Raw genomic sequence first — 16,464 nt, 5'->3', positions numbered from 1 at the left:
CAATCGGGATTACGGATCGCAGGGCCCGGTCTTGCGCAGCACCACCACTCGTCCCGGAACGTCGATCCCGCGCTCGCGGCGGATCGCGGCCGGATCGAGGCTCGCGAGATCGAAACCGGCCTCGTCCGCAACCTGCCGGAGGTAGCGGTCGCCATGGGCGTAGCGGGCGTCCATCCCGAGGACGAGGCCGCCCTCGGGGTGCCACTGCACCGTGAAGGCGACGAGCCCCGAGGGCCGCAGGATGCGGGCCGCCTCCGTCATCACCCTTGTGAGGCCGCCCACATAGATGAAGACGTCCGCCGCCACGACGAGGTCGGCACTGTCCGGGGGCTCGTCCGCGAGAAGGCGGGTGAGATCCCCCTCCACCAGACGGTGGTAGCGCTTGCCCCGGGCGGCCTGCGCGAGCATGCCGGGAGAGACGTCGATCCCCGTGAGGGTCCGGGCCCGGCCGGCCAGCGCCTCGCCCATCAGGCCGGTGCCGCAGCCCAGGTCGAGCACGTCGCCGAAGCTCTCCGGCGCCGCTTCCAGGGCGTCGAGGGCCGCCACCAGGAGTTCCGGCCCGCGATAGTGCAAATCGTTCACGAGGTGGCGCTCGAAGCGGGGGGCGTAGCCGTCGAACAGGGCGCGGATATAGGCCGGCGAGATCGAGCCCAGGGCGTCGCCCTGGCCGATCTGGACGAGGCGCAGCCGCGCCCCGAGTTCGTCGTGCGGGTCGAGATCGAGGGCGTTGCCGTAGGCCCTGAGCGCGGCGTGGTGATCGCCGGGGTCCGCCGTGGCGAGGTGGCGCGCCTCCCGTGCCCTCCCGAGGAGGAACCAGGCTGCCGCGTAGCGCGGCGCGATCTCCAGGGCCTGCTCGGCCATCTCCGCCGCGCCCTGCGCGTCGCCCTCCACGAGGCAGGCCTCGGCATAGGCGTAGCGCCGGTCGGCGAGGAGGTCGCCGGAGCTGTTCTGGAGGGACGTGAGCGCTCGCGGGTTCATCTCGGCAGGGTCCGCAAAAGTGGTCACCGGTTTTGCGTCGACGACCCGCGGCACAAAAGACCCAGGCCGGTTCGCGTTGGCGAGCCGACGCGAACCGGCCTGGGCGCCCTATATCACGTCGCATGAGCTGCCATCCCGATCTTCGGCCCCGCGCATGAGCCTTCGCGCGGGCGACCTCCTGACCCAGACCCGCGAGGGCCTGTACTGCCCGCTGGGCGGATTCCATGTGGACCCGACCTGGCCGGTGCCGCGTGCGCTGATCACCCACGGCCATGCCGACCATGCCCGGTCCGGCCACGGCAAGGTGCTGGCCACCGGCCAGACCCTGCGGATCATGGCCGTGCGCTACGGCGAGGATTTCTGCGAAGCACGCCAGGAGGCGGTGCTCGGGCAGGAGATCCGCATCGGCGACGTCACCGTGCGCTTCGCACCCGCAGGCCACGTCCTCGGCTCGGCCCAGATCTCCATCGAGGCCCAGGGCGTGCGGGTGGTGGTGTCGGGCGATTACAAGCGCGCCTACGACCCGACCTGCCTGCCCTTCGAGGTCGTTCCCTGCGACGTCTTCATCACCGAGGCGACCTTCGGCCTGCCGGTCTTCCGGATGCCGGACACGGCGGGCGAGGTCCGCAAGCTCCTCGATTCCGTCGCCCTGTTCCCCGAGCGCGCCCATATCGTCGGCGCCTATGCGCTCGGCAAAGCGCAGCGGGTGATGGCCCTGCTGCGGGAGGCGGGCTACGACGAACCGATCTATCTCCACGGCGCCATGGAGAAGTTGACCGAGCTCTACAAGCGCGAGGGCATTCCCCTGGGCGAGACGCCGAAGGTGGTCGCGGCGGAGCGCGGCAAACTCCACGGGGCCATCGTGCTCTGCCCGCCCTCGGCGATCCAGGACGTGTGGTCGCGCAAGTTCCCCGATCCCGTCACCTCCTTCGCCTCGGGCTGGATGCGGGTGCGCGCCCGCGCCCGGCAGAAGGGCGCCGAACTGCCCCTCGTCATCTCCGACCATTCCGACTGGCCCGACCTGTGCCGCACCATCCGCGAGACCGGGGCCGGCGAGGTCTGGGTCACGCACGGGCAGGAGGACGCCCTGGTACATTGGTGCGGGACACAAGGGATCGCGGCGAAGCCGTTGCACATGCTCGGCTATGGCGACGACGGCGAGGCCGAGCCTGCGGCGGCACGAGAGGAGCCTGCGGCGGCAGTGGACGAGGCTCCGGCGATTTCGGACGAGGCCGTGGCATGAACGACTTCGCCCATCTCCTCGACCGCCTCGCCTACGAGCCGCGCCGCAACGCCAAGCTGCGCCTGCTGCAGGATTACTTCGCCCATGCGTCGGACCCGGATCGGGGCTGGGCGCTCGCCGCCATGACGGGCAACCTCAGCTTCCGCGAGGCCAAGCCGGCGATGATCCGCGGGCTGGTGGAGGCACGGGTCGATCCGGTGCTGTTCGCGCTCTCGCACAACTATGTCGGCGATCTCGCCGAGACCACGGCCCTGATCTGGCCGCCGCTCGCTGCTCCCCCCCTCCCCGCTGGGCGAGGGGAGGGCCGCGACGACCTCGGCGTCGGCGCGGCAAACCCGCAGGGCGAGGGTGAGGGGGTGTCACCGGACGAGGCTCGTTCGGATTCGCCCCCTCACCCCCGGCTGCCACAATCTCGCGGGCAGCGCGGGTCCTCTCTCCTGGAAGGAGAGGGACAGGGTGAGGTGTGCGACCTCTCCGGAGATGGACCACACCTCACCCCAACCCTCTCCTTGCAGGAGAGGGAGCCCGTCGCGCCTCGTGCCTACCTGGCGGGCGATCCTTTGATAGGCCCCGGCCACAACAACCCACCTCCGCACATCCCCAGTCTCTCCGAGGTGGTGCAAACCCTCGCGACGACGAAAAAGTCCGATCTTCCCGGCCATATCGCCGATTGGCTCGATGCCCTCGACGAGACCGGGCGCTGGGCGCTGTTGAAGCTCATCACCGGGGCGCTCCGCGTGGGCGTCTCGGCGCGCCTCGCCAAGACGGCCGTGGGGGCGCTCGGCGGCCACGAGGCCGATGCGGTGGAGGAGGTCTGGCACGGGCTCGAGCCGCCGTATCTCGGCCTGTTCGCCTGGGTCGAGGGGAGGGGGGAGCGCCCCACCACCCTCAACCCGGCGCCGTTCCGCCCGCCGATGCTGTCCCACCCCATCGACGAGGAAACGGATTTCGCGAAACTCGACCCGTCCGCCTTCTCGGGGGAGTGGAAATGGGACGGCATCCGCGTCCAGCTCAGCGGTGGCCGCGACGAGGTCGGCGAACAGGTGGCGCGGGTCTATTCGCGCACCGGCGAGGACATCACGCATGCCTTCCCCGATCTCGCCGAGGCGATCGCCTTCACCGGCACCATCGACGGCGAGTTGCTGATCCTGCGGGAGGAGCGGGTTCAGAGCTTCAACGTCCTGCAGCAGCGCCTCAACCGGAAAGCCGTCACGCCAAAGCTGTTGGAGGAGTTCCCCGCCCATGTCCGGGCCTACGACCTCCTCACGGCGGAGGGCGAGGACCTGCGCCCGCTGCCCTTCGCCGAGCGCCGCGCCCGGCTGGAGGGGTTCGTCGCCGCCTTGGATCACGCCCGCATCGACCTCTCGCCGCTCGTGACCTTCGCCACCTGGGACGATCTCGCCGAGGCCCGCGCCGACCCGGCTTCGGTGGGGGCGGGCGAGGATGCCGACGCCATCGAGGGGGTGATGCTGAAGCTGCGCGACAGCCCCTATCTCCCCGGACGCCCCAAGGGGCCGTGGTGGAAGTGGAAGCGCGAGCCGCACCTCGTCGACGCGGTGATGATGTATGCCCAGCGCGGCCACGGGAAACGCTCGTCCTTCTATTCGGACTACACGTTCGGGGTCTGGCGCGAGCGGCCGGAGGGCGGCCGCGAACTGGTGCCGGTGGGCAAGGCCTATCACGGCTTCACCGATGCGGAACTGGCCAAGCTCGACCGCTACGTCCGCAACAACACGACGAAGCGCTTCGGCCCGGTGCGCGAGGTGGCCTACGGCCTCGACGAGGGGCTGGTGCTGGAGATCGCCTTCGAGGGCGTGCAACGCTCCACCCGACACAAATCCGGTGTCGCCATGCGCTTCCCCCGGGTCCACCGCATCCGCTGGGACAAGCCGGCGGCCGAGGCCGACCGGATCGAGGCCCTGGAGACCATCCTGGCCCGCGGCGAGCGCGAGATCGCGCCGGGCGCCGTCATCGAGGGAGAGACAGCATGAGAGGTTCGGGCAGGATCGGCGGGATCGAAGGCTTTCAGGAGGGCGAGATCCGGCGCCAGGCGAGCGCCCGATTCACCGTCTCGACGCCGGGGCAGGGATTCACGGACATCACCGCGTCCGTGGCCGATTTCCTGCGGCGCAGCGGCATCGGGCAGGGCCTGCTCACCCTGTTCTGCCGGCACACCTCGGCCTCCCTGACGATCCAGGAAAATGCCGACCCGGATGTGCGGAGCGACCTGATGACGGCGCTGGACGGCCTCGCCCCGCGCCTCCCCGGTGGCGGGTACATCCATTCGGCGGAAGGCCCCGACGACATGCCGGCGCATATCCGCACCCTCCTGACGGATTCGGGGCTCACGATCCCCGTCACCGACGGGCGGCTCGTCCTCGGCACGTGGCAGGGCATCTATCTGATCGAGCATCGCGACCGGCCGCATCGGCGCGACATCGTCCTGCACGTCGCCGGGGCGTAGAGCGCTCTGCGCCGAAGTGGATACCGGTTCGGCGAAGAAGAGCGCGGCACGACAAAGGCCCAGAGATGTGCCCCGACACAACGTGGTCGGGCGCAGCTCTAAGGCGGCGCGCCCTCATCGGACGCGCCGCCGGTTCAGCTCACGCGGCCCGCCCGTTGCGCCGGGCGCCGACCTTCGGCGTTCCGTGCTTCGAGACCCAGACCGCGGCCTGCGTCCGGTTGCTGACGTTGATCTTTCTCAGCACGTTCTTCACGTGGATCTTCACGGTCGCCTCGGAGATCCGCAATTCCCGGGCGATGGACTTGTTCGAATGCCCTGTGGCCAGGCAGGCCAGAACCTCGATCTCGCGGTTGGAGAGATCCGAGGCCGTCGCCGTGGACCCGTCGGCGGTCTTCGGAAACGTCATGAGGGACGGTTTCGGGAAGCCGTACGCCCCGCCGGTCAGGTGAGACGCGGCGCCGATGGAGATCACGATGTTGCCGCCCATCACCACGTTCAGCGATCGGATCAGCGCGATCGGCTGCGCGCTCCGGTTGAGGCAGGCCTGGATGCCCATCTGAAGCAGGTACCGCGGCACCGCCGGATCGGTCTCGGCCGTCAAGGCGACGATGCGGGCCAGGGGAAAGTGGGATTGCACCACCGGAACCAGCGCCGCCTCGATCTGCTCCTGGCCGAACTCCGTGAGGATGATCAGGGCCGGCAGGTGTCCGGGGCTCATGTCGGAGATGTTATCGATGGAATCGAGGATCGAATATCCGTTCTGGTTCAAAATTCCGACGAGTCCGTCGCGCTCCAGGCCCCGCGGCCCAATAATGATGGCGGGTATGCTTGCAAGGGAAGGCATCCGATCGTCCGGTCTGCCGATGATGCTGGGAATGAAATCGGATTTGGGAGGTTCTGAGGCAGCTGTGGCACTGACTGGCATCTGACTTACTCCAATTTGGATTTGGGAAATCGCTGGCATTGGCAACATTCTGCCGACAGTGACGGATCTGGCCGCCGCTCGATTGGCAGGGTCGTCCTTGCGCCGAAGAGGCAAAACTCACTCGTATTTCAGCAAGTCTGAAATAACCGTCCGTATCAGCCGAAGCGAATTTGAATGTTCGCAATTATTATTATATGTTAATAAATCTACCGACCCCTCGGCGCCCCTTTCGAATATTGAATTTCGCTGCAGTCAGCTAACACGACAATATCGAGCGTCACAAGCAAAAATGGGAACTCTAATTCATGGCATTCGTGTCGTCGAAATCGGTGTAGCCCGATGTCGCCGGAGTCCGGCAAAGCATCCGTTTCGGATAGATTCGCCCCTTGCGGCGCTCTTACTCGCAGATCGAAACCTCGACGTGCCCCGGTGGGTGCGCGCCGGCAACGAGGCCCCGCACAGCCTGGATCAGCGAGACCTTGTCGGAATCTGTGCCGTGGTATGACTACTTAGATCGAATTCTATCGAAGACTGTCGATGATCGAAGCACGGCGACGACCATCGACGGCACGGGCAGAGCTCTAATTGCGCGTCCGGCGACCTTCTATTGTACGTTGCGCCCGAGAGGGGAGCGGAAGATCATGCTGGCACCGATGCCGAAACCGAAGACGCACCAGAACCAGATGCCCAGCATCGGTCCTTCGAGCGCCACGTCGAAACACGCGTCCACGAACATGCCGAGGCCGTAGCAGGCGATCCAGATGAACAGCTTGGCCCAGTGCTCCTCTCCGCGCCGGCGGGCCCAGAGCAGGCTGTGGAGCAGCATCGTGAACCAGGTCGCCAGGACGCCGAGCCACAACACGAGGCCGGGGACGCCCGACCGCGCCAGATAGGTCATGTTCACGTTGTGAGGGCTGCGCAGCACCGCGTCGGCCGTCACCCATTGCTTGTAGCCGTCCTCGAGGGCGATGTTCACGCCGAAGCCCTTGCCCGTCCAGAAATACGGCCCGCGCAGGGTGTAGTCCTGGATCGTCGCCCACCAGCGCAGGCGGAACTCCTTGGTGGCCTCGAAATTCGAGGTCTCGCTGACGCCGACCACGCTCTTCAGGCCCTCGACGAGCTGCTTGGGTCCGGTCGCCCGCTCGTTGCCGGGGAGCTGGATGCTGAGATCGAACACCGTCGCGATGATCGCGGCGACGAGGAAGACCAGGACGATGGGCATGAACTGCCGCAGCCGGCGCCCGGCTATGGCCGCAACCACCACCGGCACGAGGCAGGTCAGCATGGCGCCGCGGCTCGACGTGACGACGATCATGCTCGCCATCAGCACCGCGATCCAGAGCCGCGAGAAGCGGCCGAGCCCGAGCATGACGAAGACGGCGATGGCCGCGAGGTGGCTGGCGGCCTCGCCGGCCCGGACGCTGGGGATCTGGATCTCGGTGCCCGGGATCTTCAGGAACGCCGAACTCAGGCCGTACACGATGCCGCCGGCCAGGGCATAGAACCGCGCGAACCGGCCATAGGTGTCGATGGCCCGCCAGAACCGGCCGGGCTCCTCCAGCAGCAGGGCGACGACGATCAGGGCGAACAGGCCGTAGAGGGCCAGCACGCTGTCGCGGGGGGCGTCCATCCCGTAGGGGCCCACATACGGCACGGTCCGGTAGATTACCCAGCCCATCAGGACGATGAGCATGCGGCTCGCCGGCGTCGCCAGGACGGCGAGCCAGCATCCCGACCGCAGCAGGGCGATGAGCCCTCCGGCCAGGGCCATCTCGCCGACGAAGAGCGGCGGGATGCCCAGATAGGCGAAGGTCTTGCCCAGGATGGCGTAGCCCAGGAGCACGATGACGAGGGCCCGGGAGTAGCGCTCGTTGAAGTCGTCGGCGGACCGGCCGAGGGGAAGGGCGGTGTCGAGGCGGGACTGGATCACGCGGGCGACCTCATTCGACGGGGCCGGGGCGGCGACCGGATACGGCTCCTAGACCGCGATCGGCATCGTCCGGTGCGATCCCATCGCCTCGGCGTAGATCCCCAGGAGCTGGTTCGTTGTGACGGTCTCGCTCCAGCACGATTCGTATTTCGACCGTGCCGCCCGGCTCATGCGCTCGGAGGCGGCGCGGTCCGTCAGGATCCGCGTCATGGCGCGGGCGAGGTCGGCGGCGTCGCCCGGGGCGGAATGCAGGCCGGTCACGTCATCCGAAACGATCTCGGCGAGAGAGCCGATCCGCGACGCGATCACCGGCAGGCCCATGGCGAAGGCCTCGACCACCACCATCGGCAATCCCTCGTACCAGAGCGAGGGGACGATCAGGGCCCTGGCCTCGCTCATCGCCGCGCGGACCTGCGCGGGGGTGACCTGGCCCCGGTAGTCGAGATCGGGCGAGGCGGCGACCTGGTCCGCCAGCGGCCCCGTGCCGACGACCGTGACCCTGCGGCCGGCGATCTTCGCTGCCGCGATCAGCGTCTCGATGCCCTTCTCGCTGGTGAGACGCCCCACGAACAGCAATCCTTCCCGCTCGCCGGCCCCGACCGGGCCGGGATCGGCGAGCCCGTTCGCCTTCACGGCGATGCGGCCGCCGGGCAGGCCTGCCGCGATGAACCGCCCGCGTTCGAATTCGGTGAGGGCGATGAAGCGATCCACATGGTTCGCCCAGGTGCCGATCTGCTTGTGATGCTGGATCGATCGCGCCACCGCCAGCGATCCGAGCCGGGAATCCCGGTAGCACCGGTGCAGCACCGCATTGTAGGCGGAGCCGCCGACGCAGACCTCACAGGGCGCGCCGTTTCGCGTCAGCATCGCATTGGCGCAGATGATCCGGTAATTGTGGAGCGTCTGGATCGTCGGTGTTCCCGTCTTGCGGACGGCCACATGCACCATCGGCGAGATCAGCGGGAAGTAATTGTGCACGTGGACCACGTCCGGCCGGAAATCATCGACCTCCTTCAGGACGAGGCCGATGTTCTTGGGCGAATTCACCGACTGGAACGCTGCGCGCAGGCGGTCGATCGGCGTGACGATGGATGTGTTGCTCAAGGTGAAGAGCCGGACGTCGCACCCGGCCCGTTCGAGGGCGCCGATCTCCTGGGCCACGACGGAATCCTCGCCGCCATGGAACTGGTACTCGTTGTGGACGATCAATACGCGCTTCGACATCCGGATCGCCTCACGGTCGTTGCTGTGACTGCTGCTGCGTCGTCATCCCGTGGCGGCGCGAGGCCGCAGCCGCCTCCATGAAGGGGAAAGCGGATGCGGCGCCGGGCACGGGTGCAGGCGTCTCGTCCGAGGCGCCGACGGGCGCGCCGTTACTCGGCGGCGACAGAATGCCGGACCGGATGGGCCTGGGCGATCTCTTCCTCGATCCAGCGATAGGTCGGCACGAGCCCCTCGCGGATCATGATCGTGGGTTCCCAATTGAGGACCTTGCGGATCAGGCCGTTGTCGCTGTTGCGCCCGCGCACGCCCTGGGGCTTCGTCAGGTCATGGCGCTTGGTGATCGTCTTGCCCGCGATCTCCGCCGCGATGTCGACAAGATCGTTGATGCTGATCATCTCGTCGGTGCCGAGATTGATCGGGGCCGAGTAATCGGCGCCCATCAGCCGGTACAGGCCCTCGACGCAATCGTCGATATACATGAAGGAGCGGGTCTGAAGACCGTCGCCCCAGACCTCGATCTCGCCGCCGTCGGGGCAGAGCACCACCTTGCGCGAGATCGCGGCGGGCGCCTTCTCCCGGCCGCCGTCATAGGTGCCGAGCGGACCATAGACATTGTGGAACCGCACGGACCGGGTCGGGATCTTCCAATCCTCGGTCATGTATTGGCACATCTTCTCCATGTAGATCTTCTCGAGCCCGTAGCCTTCCTCCGGCTGGGCCGGCCAGGCGACGTCCTCGGCGAGGGGGGTGACGTCGGGCGAGAGCTGGAGGTGCTGGGGATAGACGCAGGCCGAGGAGGAGAAGAGGAACTTCTCCAGGCTGCTGTCGCGCGCGGCCTCGATCATATGCGCGCTGATCAGGGTGTTGTTGAGGGTGATCTCGGCATGCGAGCCGCTGATGAAGCCGATGCCGCCCATGTCGGCCGCGAGGTGATAGACCTCGTCCATGTCCTTGACGGCGATGGCGCAATTGTCACGCATGCGAAGATCGACCTGCAGGAAGTCGTGCGCGGCCGAGGCCTCGTATTGCGGGAGCTTGATGTCGGCCCCGCGGACCCAATAGCCCTTGCTGACGAGGCTTTTGACGAGATGGTGTCCGATGAACCCACCGGCCCCGGTCACAAGTATCTTTTTCATGACAGACAGCCCTTATTCAATGCGTGCCGCCAGAAGGACTGCATGATCGTCGACTGTATTGGTAGGAAACTTGAGAGTTAGATCGAAAGCGTTCGGCCCGCCGCGTATAGCCCCCTTGCGCCGGACGAGCCGAACTTGGCGGGGGCGAGGCCGACTTGGCGGCCTTGGGTCATGGGCACTGGGGCGCGAAAGCCATCCGCATCGTCCGGATTCCCCGAATCCCGTCCCACGCGGATCCTGTCGGGCTACCGAATCGGGGTGCAGGAATGCTGGAACGACTGTTCAACGCGAATAATTCGCGTCGGTCACGTAGCTTTCGGACTATGCGATGCCCACTCGGAAGAGATGTTCTCCGGGACAGGATGATATTCTAAGGTTGTCGCTCGCGGAGGTTGCTGTTCGACACAAGCGACCGCCTTCGCTCATCTGAACGATCCATCTCATCTGAACGATCCATGGAGGCTGGAATGCGGGTGGCGGTCATCGGCGTCGGATATGTCGGGCTCGTATCCGGGGCGTGCTTTGCCCAATTTGGGCACCATGTGCATTGCGTGGACAAGGACCCTCAGCGGATCGCCGCCCTGTGCGCCGGCCGGATGCCGATCTACGAGCCGCATCTCGATGCCCTCGTCGCCGACAACGTCGCGGCCGGCCGCCTGACCTTCGGCACCGACCTCGCGGCGGCGGTCCGCGACGCGGAGGTGGTGTTCATCGCCGTCGGCACGCCCGCCCGGCGCGGTGACGGCCATGCCGACCTCGCCCACGTCTTCGCCTGTTGCCGCGACATCGCCGGGGCGATCCAGGGCTATACCGTGGTGGTGACGAAATCGACCGTCCCGGTAGGGACGGGGGACCGGGTCGAGCACATCATGCGCGTCGTCCAGCCCCAGGGGGCCTTCGCCGTCGTCTCGAACCCGGAGTTCCTGCGCGAGGGCGCGGCCATCGCGGATTTCCAGCATCCCGACCGGATCGTCATCGGCACCCAGGACGAGCGGGCGCGGGCGATCATGACCAACCTCTACCGGCCCCTGGCGGAGGCCGCGGTGCCCCTGTTCTTCACCACCCGGCGCACCGCCGAGCTGGTGAAATACGCCGCCAACGCCTTCCTCGCCATGAAGATCGGCTTCGTCAACGAGATGGCCGATCTCTGCGAGCGGGCGGACGCCGATGTAGCGGGCGTCGCCTACGGGATCGGCCTCGACCGGCGGATCGGCGCGCAGTTCCTCCAGCCCGGCCCGGGCTTCGGCGGCTCGTGCTTTCCCAAGGACATCCAGGCGCTGATCAAGTCGGCGCAGGATTACGGCGTCCCCTCCCGCATCATCGAGACGGTGGCCGCCGCCAACGAGCAGCGCAAGCGATTGATGGCGCGCCGCCTCATCAAGGCCTGCGGCGGCTCCGTCCGGGGGCTGACCATCGCGGTGCTCGGCCTGACCTTCAAGGCGGATACCGACGACGTCCGCGAGGCGCCGGCCACCTCGATCATCACCGCCCTGGAGGACGAGGGCGCCGAGATCCGCGCCTACGATCCGCAAGGGATGGACCAGGCCCGGACCCTGATGCCGGACATCGCCTACGCCACCGATCCCTATTCCTGCGTGGCGGGCGCCCATGCCGTGGCGATCGTCACGGAATGGAGCATGTTCCGCACCCTCGACCTCGCCCGTCTCCGGGCACGCATGGCCGGCCCGGTCCTCGTCGATTACCGCAACATCATCCCGGCGGCGGACGCGACGGAGGCGGGCTTCCGCCACGTGGGCATCGGCCGCCGCAGCGTCACGGCGGAGCGCCCGGCGCCACGGATCGAGCTCACCCAGCCGCAGGGCGCCGTCCTGCCGGAACTCGCGGTTGCGGCGGGGTAATCCAGCGGGGGCAATCCGTTGAACGACAGCCGCCGCGCAAATACGGGGCGGCTGTCGTGCATCGGATCTACTTGGAAAAGTCGGTCTTGTCTCACGGTGACGGACCCTCCCACCCGCTCGCCTCATCCTGAGGTGCGCTTTGCGCAAGCAAAGGGCCTCGAAGGAGTCCTCCAGTTCGCCTAGCGAGTCCTGGAGCCCCCCTTCGAGGCCGCTTCGCGGCGCCTCAGGATGAGGTAGATATCCGGGATGACGGGGGAAACGGTGCTCGGCAGGCGCGATGCGGGAGCGAGGCTCCCGTCATCGGCCCCCTGCTCACCGTCCGGTCGCGGTCCTCAGGGCGGGCTTCGGCCAGAACGCGGAGGCCTGGGCCAGCACGGTCTCGATCACCTCGTCCTGCTCGTCGATGCGCAGGTCCGGGAAGAGCGGCAACGAGAGCGTGCCCTCGCCCCATTCCCGGGCGACGGGCAGGGACGATGCTTCCGGTACGTCGCGGTAGAGGGTCAGCGTGGGCACGCTGCGGTAATTCACCGTCGTGCCGATGCGGGCCTCGCCCAGCGCCCGGAGCATGTCGTCGCGCCGCCCGTCGGGCACGTGGATCGGGAACAGGTGGCGCGCCGAGACCACGCCCGGCTCCATGGCCGGACAGGTGAACGGGGTCCCGGCGAGCGCGGCCTCGTAGCGCCGGCTCAACGCCTCGCGCCGGGCGCACTGGACCTCGACCTGCTCGATCTGGGGGGCGAGCAGGACGGCGAGCAGGTCCGGCAGGTTGGCCTTGGTGCCGAGGCGGTCGATGTCCCAATGGTTGTAGGTGCCGCCCTGGAAGCGCTGGGCCGCGCCGGCGGACATCCCGTGCAGCACCGTCTGGACCAGAATCCGGGCGAGGACCGGATCGCGGGTGACGACGGCGCCGCCCTCGCCGCAGGTCACGTTCTTCGTGGCGTAGAAGGAGAAGATCGCCGCATCGCCGTCCTGCCCCGGCCGGCGCCCGTTGCGGCTGCCCTCGAAGCAATGGGCCGCGTCCTCGATGATCCGGATCGCGGACGGGATCGCCGCCCGCAGAGCCGGGATGTCCACCATCTGGCCGTAGAGATGGACCGGGATGATCGCCCGCGTCCGCTCCGTCACGGCCGCCGCCGCCAGGGCGAGATCGATGAGGAGCGTGTTCGGGTCGCTGTCCACGAAGACCGGCGTCGCGCCCACGAGCCGCACCACGTTGGCCGTCGCCGCGAAGGTCATGGCCGGCACGATGACCTCGTCGCCGGGGCCGATCCCCAGGGCGAGGAGGGTCGCCACCGCCCCTTGCGTCCAGCTCGAGGTGAGCTTGGCATGCGGCACCGCGAAGAAGTCCCGGAGCAGATCTTCGACGCGCGCGCCTTCGGGGCCTGTCGTCAGGAACGCGCTGCCCAGCACCGAGGCGACCCGCACGGCGTAGTCGGGCGAGAGCGCATGCCTATAGAACGGGACTGCCATCGGTTGCCTCCATGGGGTCGCTGAGGGCCGGCGATGCCGGTGTGGTTCGGTAGAGGGCCTGCAGGCGCGCCGCGACCACGGTCCAGTCGGCCGAGCACCCCATCCGGTGGGCGCCGCGCGACATCGCCTGCCATTCCGCGGAATCGAGGGAAGAGGCCCGGGCGAGGGACCGGGCCACGGCCTCGGCCGTCAGATCCTCGATGAGAAGGCCGGCGCCGTGGCGTGCCATCGCCTCGGTCATGCCCGCCTCGGCGGTGATGAGGAGCGGCACGCCGAGGATCTGCGCTTCCAGTGCCGCCGTCGGCCAGCGGTCGAGCCGCGAGGGAAAGGCGAAGAAGTCCCAGGCCCGCACGACCTCGTCCCGGTCGGCTCCGTAGCGCGGCGCCTCGAAAATCACGGCGGTGTCGACCCCGAGGCGGCGGGCCATCGCCGCCAGTGCCTCGCGCTCGTCGCCGGGGCCCATGACGACGAGGCGGCCCGCGCCGCCCTGCCGCCGGTAGAGGGCGAACCCCTCGATCAGGAGGTCGAGGCCCTTGTGGAACGTCGCGAGCCGGCCGCAGAAGCCGAAGACGGGCGAGCCTCCGGCCGGGCCGGGCCTGTCGACGAATCCCGGACGCCCGCCGACCGCGCTCGAATAGACCCCGTGGGGCACGAGGACCGACCGGGCCTTCGGCGCCAGGCGGCGCAGTTCGGCCTGTTCCAGGGCGGTGATGACGTGGACGAAGCGCGCGCCTTCGAGAACCCTGCGCTCCAGCAGCCGGACGTAGAGGGCCGTCGACGGCTTCACCAGCCGGCCCGCCCGATCGTAGAAATGCGAGAAGCAGGCGTGGAGGCTGATGACGTAAGGGATGCCGCGCCGCCGCAGCATCCGTGTCAGCGGGACCAGGAGCGGTTGGCGCGCCCCGTGGAAATGAAAGATCGTCCGCGTGTCGGCCCCGTCGAGGAAAGCCTCGCGGGAGCGGCGCGACAGGCTGACCGTGCGGCCGAGGATCCTGCGCCCGTCCAGCGGGATATGATCCAGCCGGATGCCCGCCGGCACCGTCATCCCGAACGGATCGCGCGACAGGAACAGGATGCGGGACGCCTCGCCCGACAGGGTCTGTTCGGTGACGAGGGAGCGGGTATTCTGATGAATACCGTTGGCGAAGGAAGGATATCCCTCCTTGTTCTCGATGATGACGTGACGGACGGACAGCGGGGAGCCGCCATCCGGCCGTCGGACCGGGGACGAGGAAGGCATGTCATAGGCTCGCATGGCTGTCCTCCAAAGCAGGTTTCGCAGAAGTGGCCCCCGGTTCTGCGATCGAAAACCTGCGACACGGCACTCTTGGGCCGGTCGATGGGAGGCGCGGGTCCGGATCCGCGCAAGGCGCGTCCTGTTCAGGCGCGCGCCACGTCCGCGGCGGTCTCGAATTGCGGACGGGGGAAGACGCTCGGGCTCGCGGCGACGGTCTCCTCGGCCGCGATGGGCAGGCTCAACCCCTGGAGCGGATCGGCGAGCAGCATCTTGTACCACTTGACCGTGTTGCAGGCGGGCGTGTTGCGCAGGAGCTTGGCTTCGATGGCGTTCTGGATCTCGATGACGGCGTCTTCGATCCGGTGCCGTGCCCCGAAGCCGAAGTGTTCACGCGCCTTGGCGAAGCTCACATGGTAATCGCGCCGGTCGGGTCCGCCGGGCATGAACTCGATCTCGCTCGGCCTCGTGACGGTGTTCTTTACCGCGAGCGCGATGTCGACGATCTGGCGATTGTCCCAGCCGACGTTGAAGGCCTCCCCGGCGACGGCTCCGGCGGGAGCGCGCAGGGCGCCGAGGAACGCGGCGGCCACGTCCCGCACATGGACCAGGGGGCGCCATTGCGAGCCATCGCCCCCCACCGTGATGCGGCCGCGATCCAGGGCGTCGAAGGTCATCTGGTTGACGACGAGGTCGAACCGCATGCGCGGCGACAGGCCGAAGACGGTGGCGTTCCTGAGCGCGGTGGCGACGAAATGGCCGGTGTTCAGGGCGAGCACGGCCTCTTCTGCCCTGGCGCAGGTCTGCGCGTAGACGGTGAGCGGGCGTAGCGGCGTGTCCTCGGTGAGGAACATGTCCTGGCCGGCGCCGTAGACCGCGCAGGAACTGGCGAAGAGGTAGCGGCAGACGCCGGCACGCTTGGCGGCCATCGCGGCCCGTATCCGGCCCTTCTCGTTGATGGATCGTGTCAGCTCCGGGTCGAGATCGCCGGAGGGATCGTTCGATAAGGCGGCGAGATCGATGGCATAATCGCAGTCGTCATAGGCGCGGTGGTCGATGGTTCTGATATCCTGCTTGACGAGCTCGAGCTTCGGGTGGCCGTCGTACTTCGAAAGGGTAGGCGTTCCGAAATAGAACGTGTCGATGGCCCTGACCCTGTATCCGTGGCGAAGCAGTTCTCCGACCATGACGGATCCGATATATCCGCCGGCCCCCGTAACAGCAATTCTTGCGTTCATGGCTCTCTTCCATCACGTCATGAAAACGATCTTCATTAGTCTTGATCATCAATTTAATGTGATGGATTTTGTAAATCAAAAGAACAATCGGACTAATAACTAATGAAAACCGATGTCTTCGATCGTGCCCAGTCAAGGCAAGCTGGTGCTCGAAGGGGTTAGTCGGGGCAATTTCTGATGCGACAGGCTTCATCCGCGCCGATCGACTGGACATGACCGTTGGTGCCCGACATCGGGGCAGGGCAGCGCATGGTGCGTCAGTCGACGGGATCGGCGTGGCGACGCCGTCGCGGATGGGGGCATGGCCGGTGCCGAAAGCGGCTCGGTACGGTCTCGGCGGGGCCAAGGGTCTCGCGGGCGGTCTCGATGCGTCTCTCGCGAGACTCCCGCTGCGCTGTCGTGCTCGGGGCGAGAGCCCCTCGTCACCGGACGTTGCGTGAGATTCTCGGAGCCCGCTCGCTCGAATTTCTCAGAGGATGCTCATGCCAAAGTCGATCATCCAAACAGATCTCCTCGTCCTGAGGTGCCCTTTGCTCAAGCAAAGGGCCTCGAAGGAGACCTCCAGACGCCGAAGCGATCCCTGGAACCCTCCTTCGAGGCCGCTACGCGGCGTTTCAGGCTGAGGTCAATCGTTGGAAAAACGAGCAGAGCAGGCACTTATGCCGGACCTCGACGAGCCTGACTCATCGAGGTCCGCCCGCGCGACGGCGCGGCGGCGGTCGTCCGCCGGACCTCGGTGACCCTGACCTATGGGTCAGGGTCA

General features: G+C 67.6%; 12 protein-coding genes. 4 read left to right on the top strand and 8 right to left on the bottom strand.

Going from position 1 to position 16,464, the window contains the following annotated elements:
* Positions 1–9 precede the first annotated feature (9 nt).
* On the bottom strand, positions 10–978 hold the full coding sequence (locus K368_RS0103560; protein WP_027171185.1) for a methyltransferase domain-containing protein: 969 nt from the start codon (positions 976–978) through the stop codon (positions 10–12).
* A 154-nt stretch (positions 979–1,132) separates the two neighbouring features.
* Here K368_RS0103560 and K368_RS0103555 point away from each other — a divergent pair, with 154 nt between their 5' ends.
* Genes K368_RS0103555 through K368_RS0103545 form a run of 3 tightly spaced genes read left to right on the top strand, consistent with a single transcriptional unit; the run spans position 1,133 to position 4,685 of the window.
* Complete coding sequence (locus K368_RS0103555) at positions 1,133–2,221, top strand: ligase-associated DNA damage response exonuclease (protein ID WP_027171184.1); 1,089 nt, start codon at positions 1,133–1,135, stop codon at positions 2,219–2,221.
* The gene (locus K368_RS0103550) at positions 2,218–4,212 is read left to right on the top strand and encodes a cisplatin damage response ATP-dependent DNA ligase (protein ID WP_027171183.1); all 1,995 of its coding nucleotides are present in this window, start codon (positions 2,218–2,220) and stop codon (positions 4,210–4,212) included. Before K368_RS0103555 ends, K368_RS0103550 begins: the two co-directional genes overlap by 4 nt.
* Positions 4,209–4,685, top strand: coding sequence for a secondary thiamine-phosphate synthase enzyme YjbQ (locus K368_RS0103545; protein WP_027171182.1), 477 nt, complete (start codon positions 4,209–4,211; stop codon positions 4,683–4,685). Before K368_RS0103550 ends, K368_RS0103545 begins: the two co-directional genes overlap by 4 nt.
* A gap of 139 nt (positions 4,686–4,824) precedes the next feature.
* On the opposite strand, the gene K368_RS25475 is transcribed toward K368_RS0103545, so the two are convergent.
* From K368_RS25475 to K368_RS0103525, 4 genes are all read right to left on the bottom strand, one after another.
* On the bottom strand, positions 4,825–5,454 hold the full coding sequence (locus K368_RS25475) for a response regulator transcription factor (protein WP_051439740.1): 630 nt from the start codon (positions 5,452–5,454) through the stop codon (positions 4,825–4,827).
* Positions 5,455–6,214: 760 nt separating this feature from the next.
* Positions 6,215–7,540 carry an O-antigen ligase family protein gene (locus tag K368_RS23835; protein WP_051439739.1) on the bottom strand — a complete coding sequence of 442 codons (1,326 nt, stop codon included), beginning with the start codon at positions 7,538–7,540 and terminating at the stop codon, positions 6,215–6,217.
* A 48-nt stretch (positions 7,541–7,588) separates the two neighbouring features.
* Positions 7,589–8,764, bottom strand: a complete 1,176-nt coding sequence (locus tag K368_RS0103530) for a glycosyltransferase (protein ID WP_027171181.1) — start codon at positions 8,762–8,764, stop codon at positions 7,589–7,591.
* Positions 8,765–8,913: 149 nt separating this feature from the next.
* Entirely contained in the window at positions 8,914–9,900 is a 987-nt protein-coding gene (locus K368_RS0103525) for an NAD-dependent epimerase/dehydratase family protein (RefSeq protein WP_027171180.1), read from the bottom strand.
* 467 nt (positions 9,901–10,367) lie between these two features.
* On the opposite strand from K368_RS0103525, the gene K368_RS0103520 reads away from it, so the two are divergent.
* Complete coding sequence (locus K368_RS0103520) at positions 10,368–11,759, top strand: UDP-glucose/GDP-mannose dehydrogenase family protein (protein WP_027171179.1); 1,392 nt, start codon at positions 10,368–10,370, stop codon at positions 11,757–11,759.
* A 312-nt stretch (positions 11,760–12,071) separates the two neighbouring features.
* Here K368_RS0103520 and K368_RS0103515 read toward each other — a convergent pair whose 3' ends face one another.
* The 3 genes from K368_RS0103515 to K368_RS23830 all read right to left on the bottom strand — a co-directional run bounded on the left by K368_RS0103515 (position 12,072) and on the right by K368_RS23830 (position 15,701).
* Positions 12,072–13,229, bottom strand: a complete 1,158-nt coding sequence (locus K368_RS0103515) for a DegT/DnrJ/EryC1/StrS aminotransferase family protein (protein ID WP_027171178.1) — start codon at positions 13,227–13,229, stop codon at positions 12,072–12,074.
* A complete protein-coding gene (locus tag K368_RS0103510; RefSeq protein WP_245259484.1) occupies positions 13,210–14,469 on the bottom strand; it encodes a glycosyltransferase in 1,260 nt (419 codons plus the stop codon). Before K368_RS0103510 ends, K368_RS0103515 begins: the two co-directional genes overlap by 20 nt.
* A gap of 140 nt (positions 14,470–14,609) precedes the next feature.
* Entirely contained in the window at positions 14,610–15,701 is a 1,092-nt protein-coding gene (locus K368_RS23830) for an SDR family oxidoreductase (RefSeq protein WP_081739490.1), read from the bottom strand.
* Positions 15,702–16,464: the final 763 nt, after the last annotated feature.

It is taken from the genome of Methylobacterium sp. 10, from assembly GCF_000519085.1.
Taxonomy (GTDB): domain Bacteria; phylum Pseudomonadota; class Alphaproteobacteria; order Rhizobiales; family Beijerinckiaceae; genus Methylobacterium.
The sequence above is the reverse complement of the archived record's forward strand: the minus strand, read 5'-3'. Positions and strand labels throughout refer to the sequence as shown.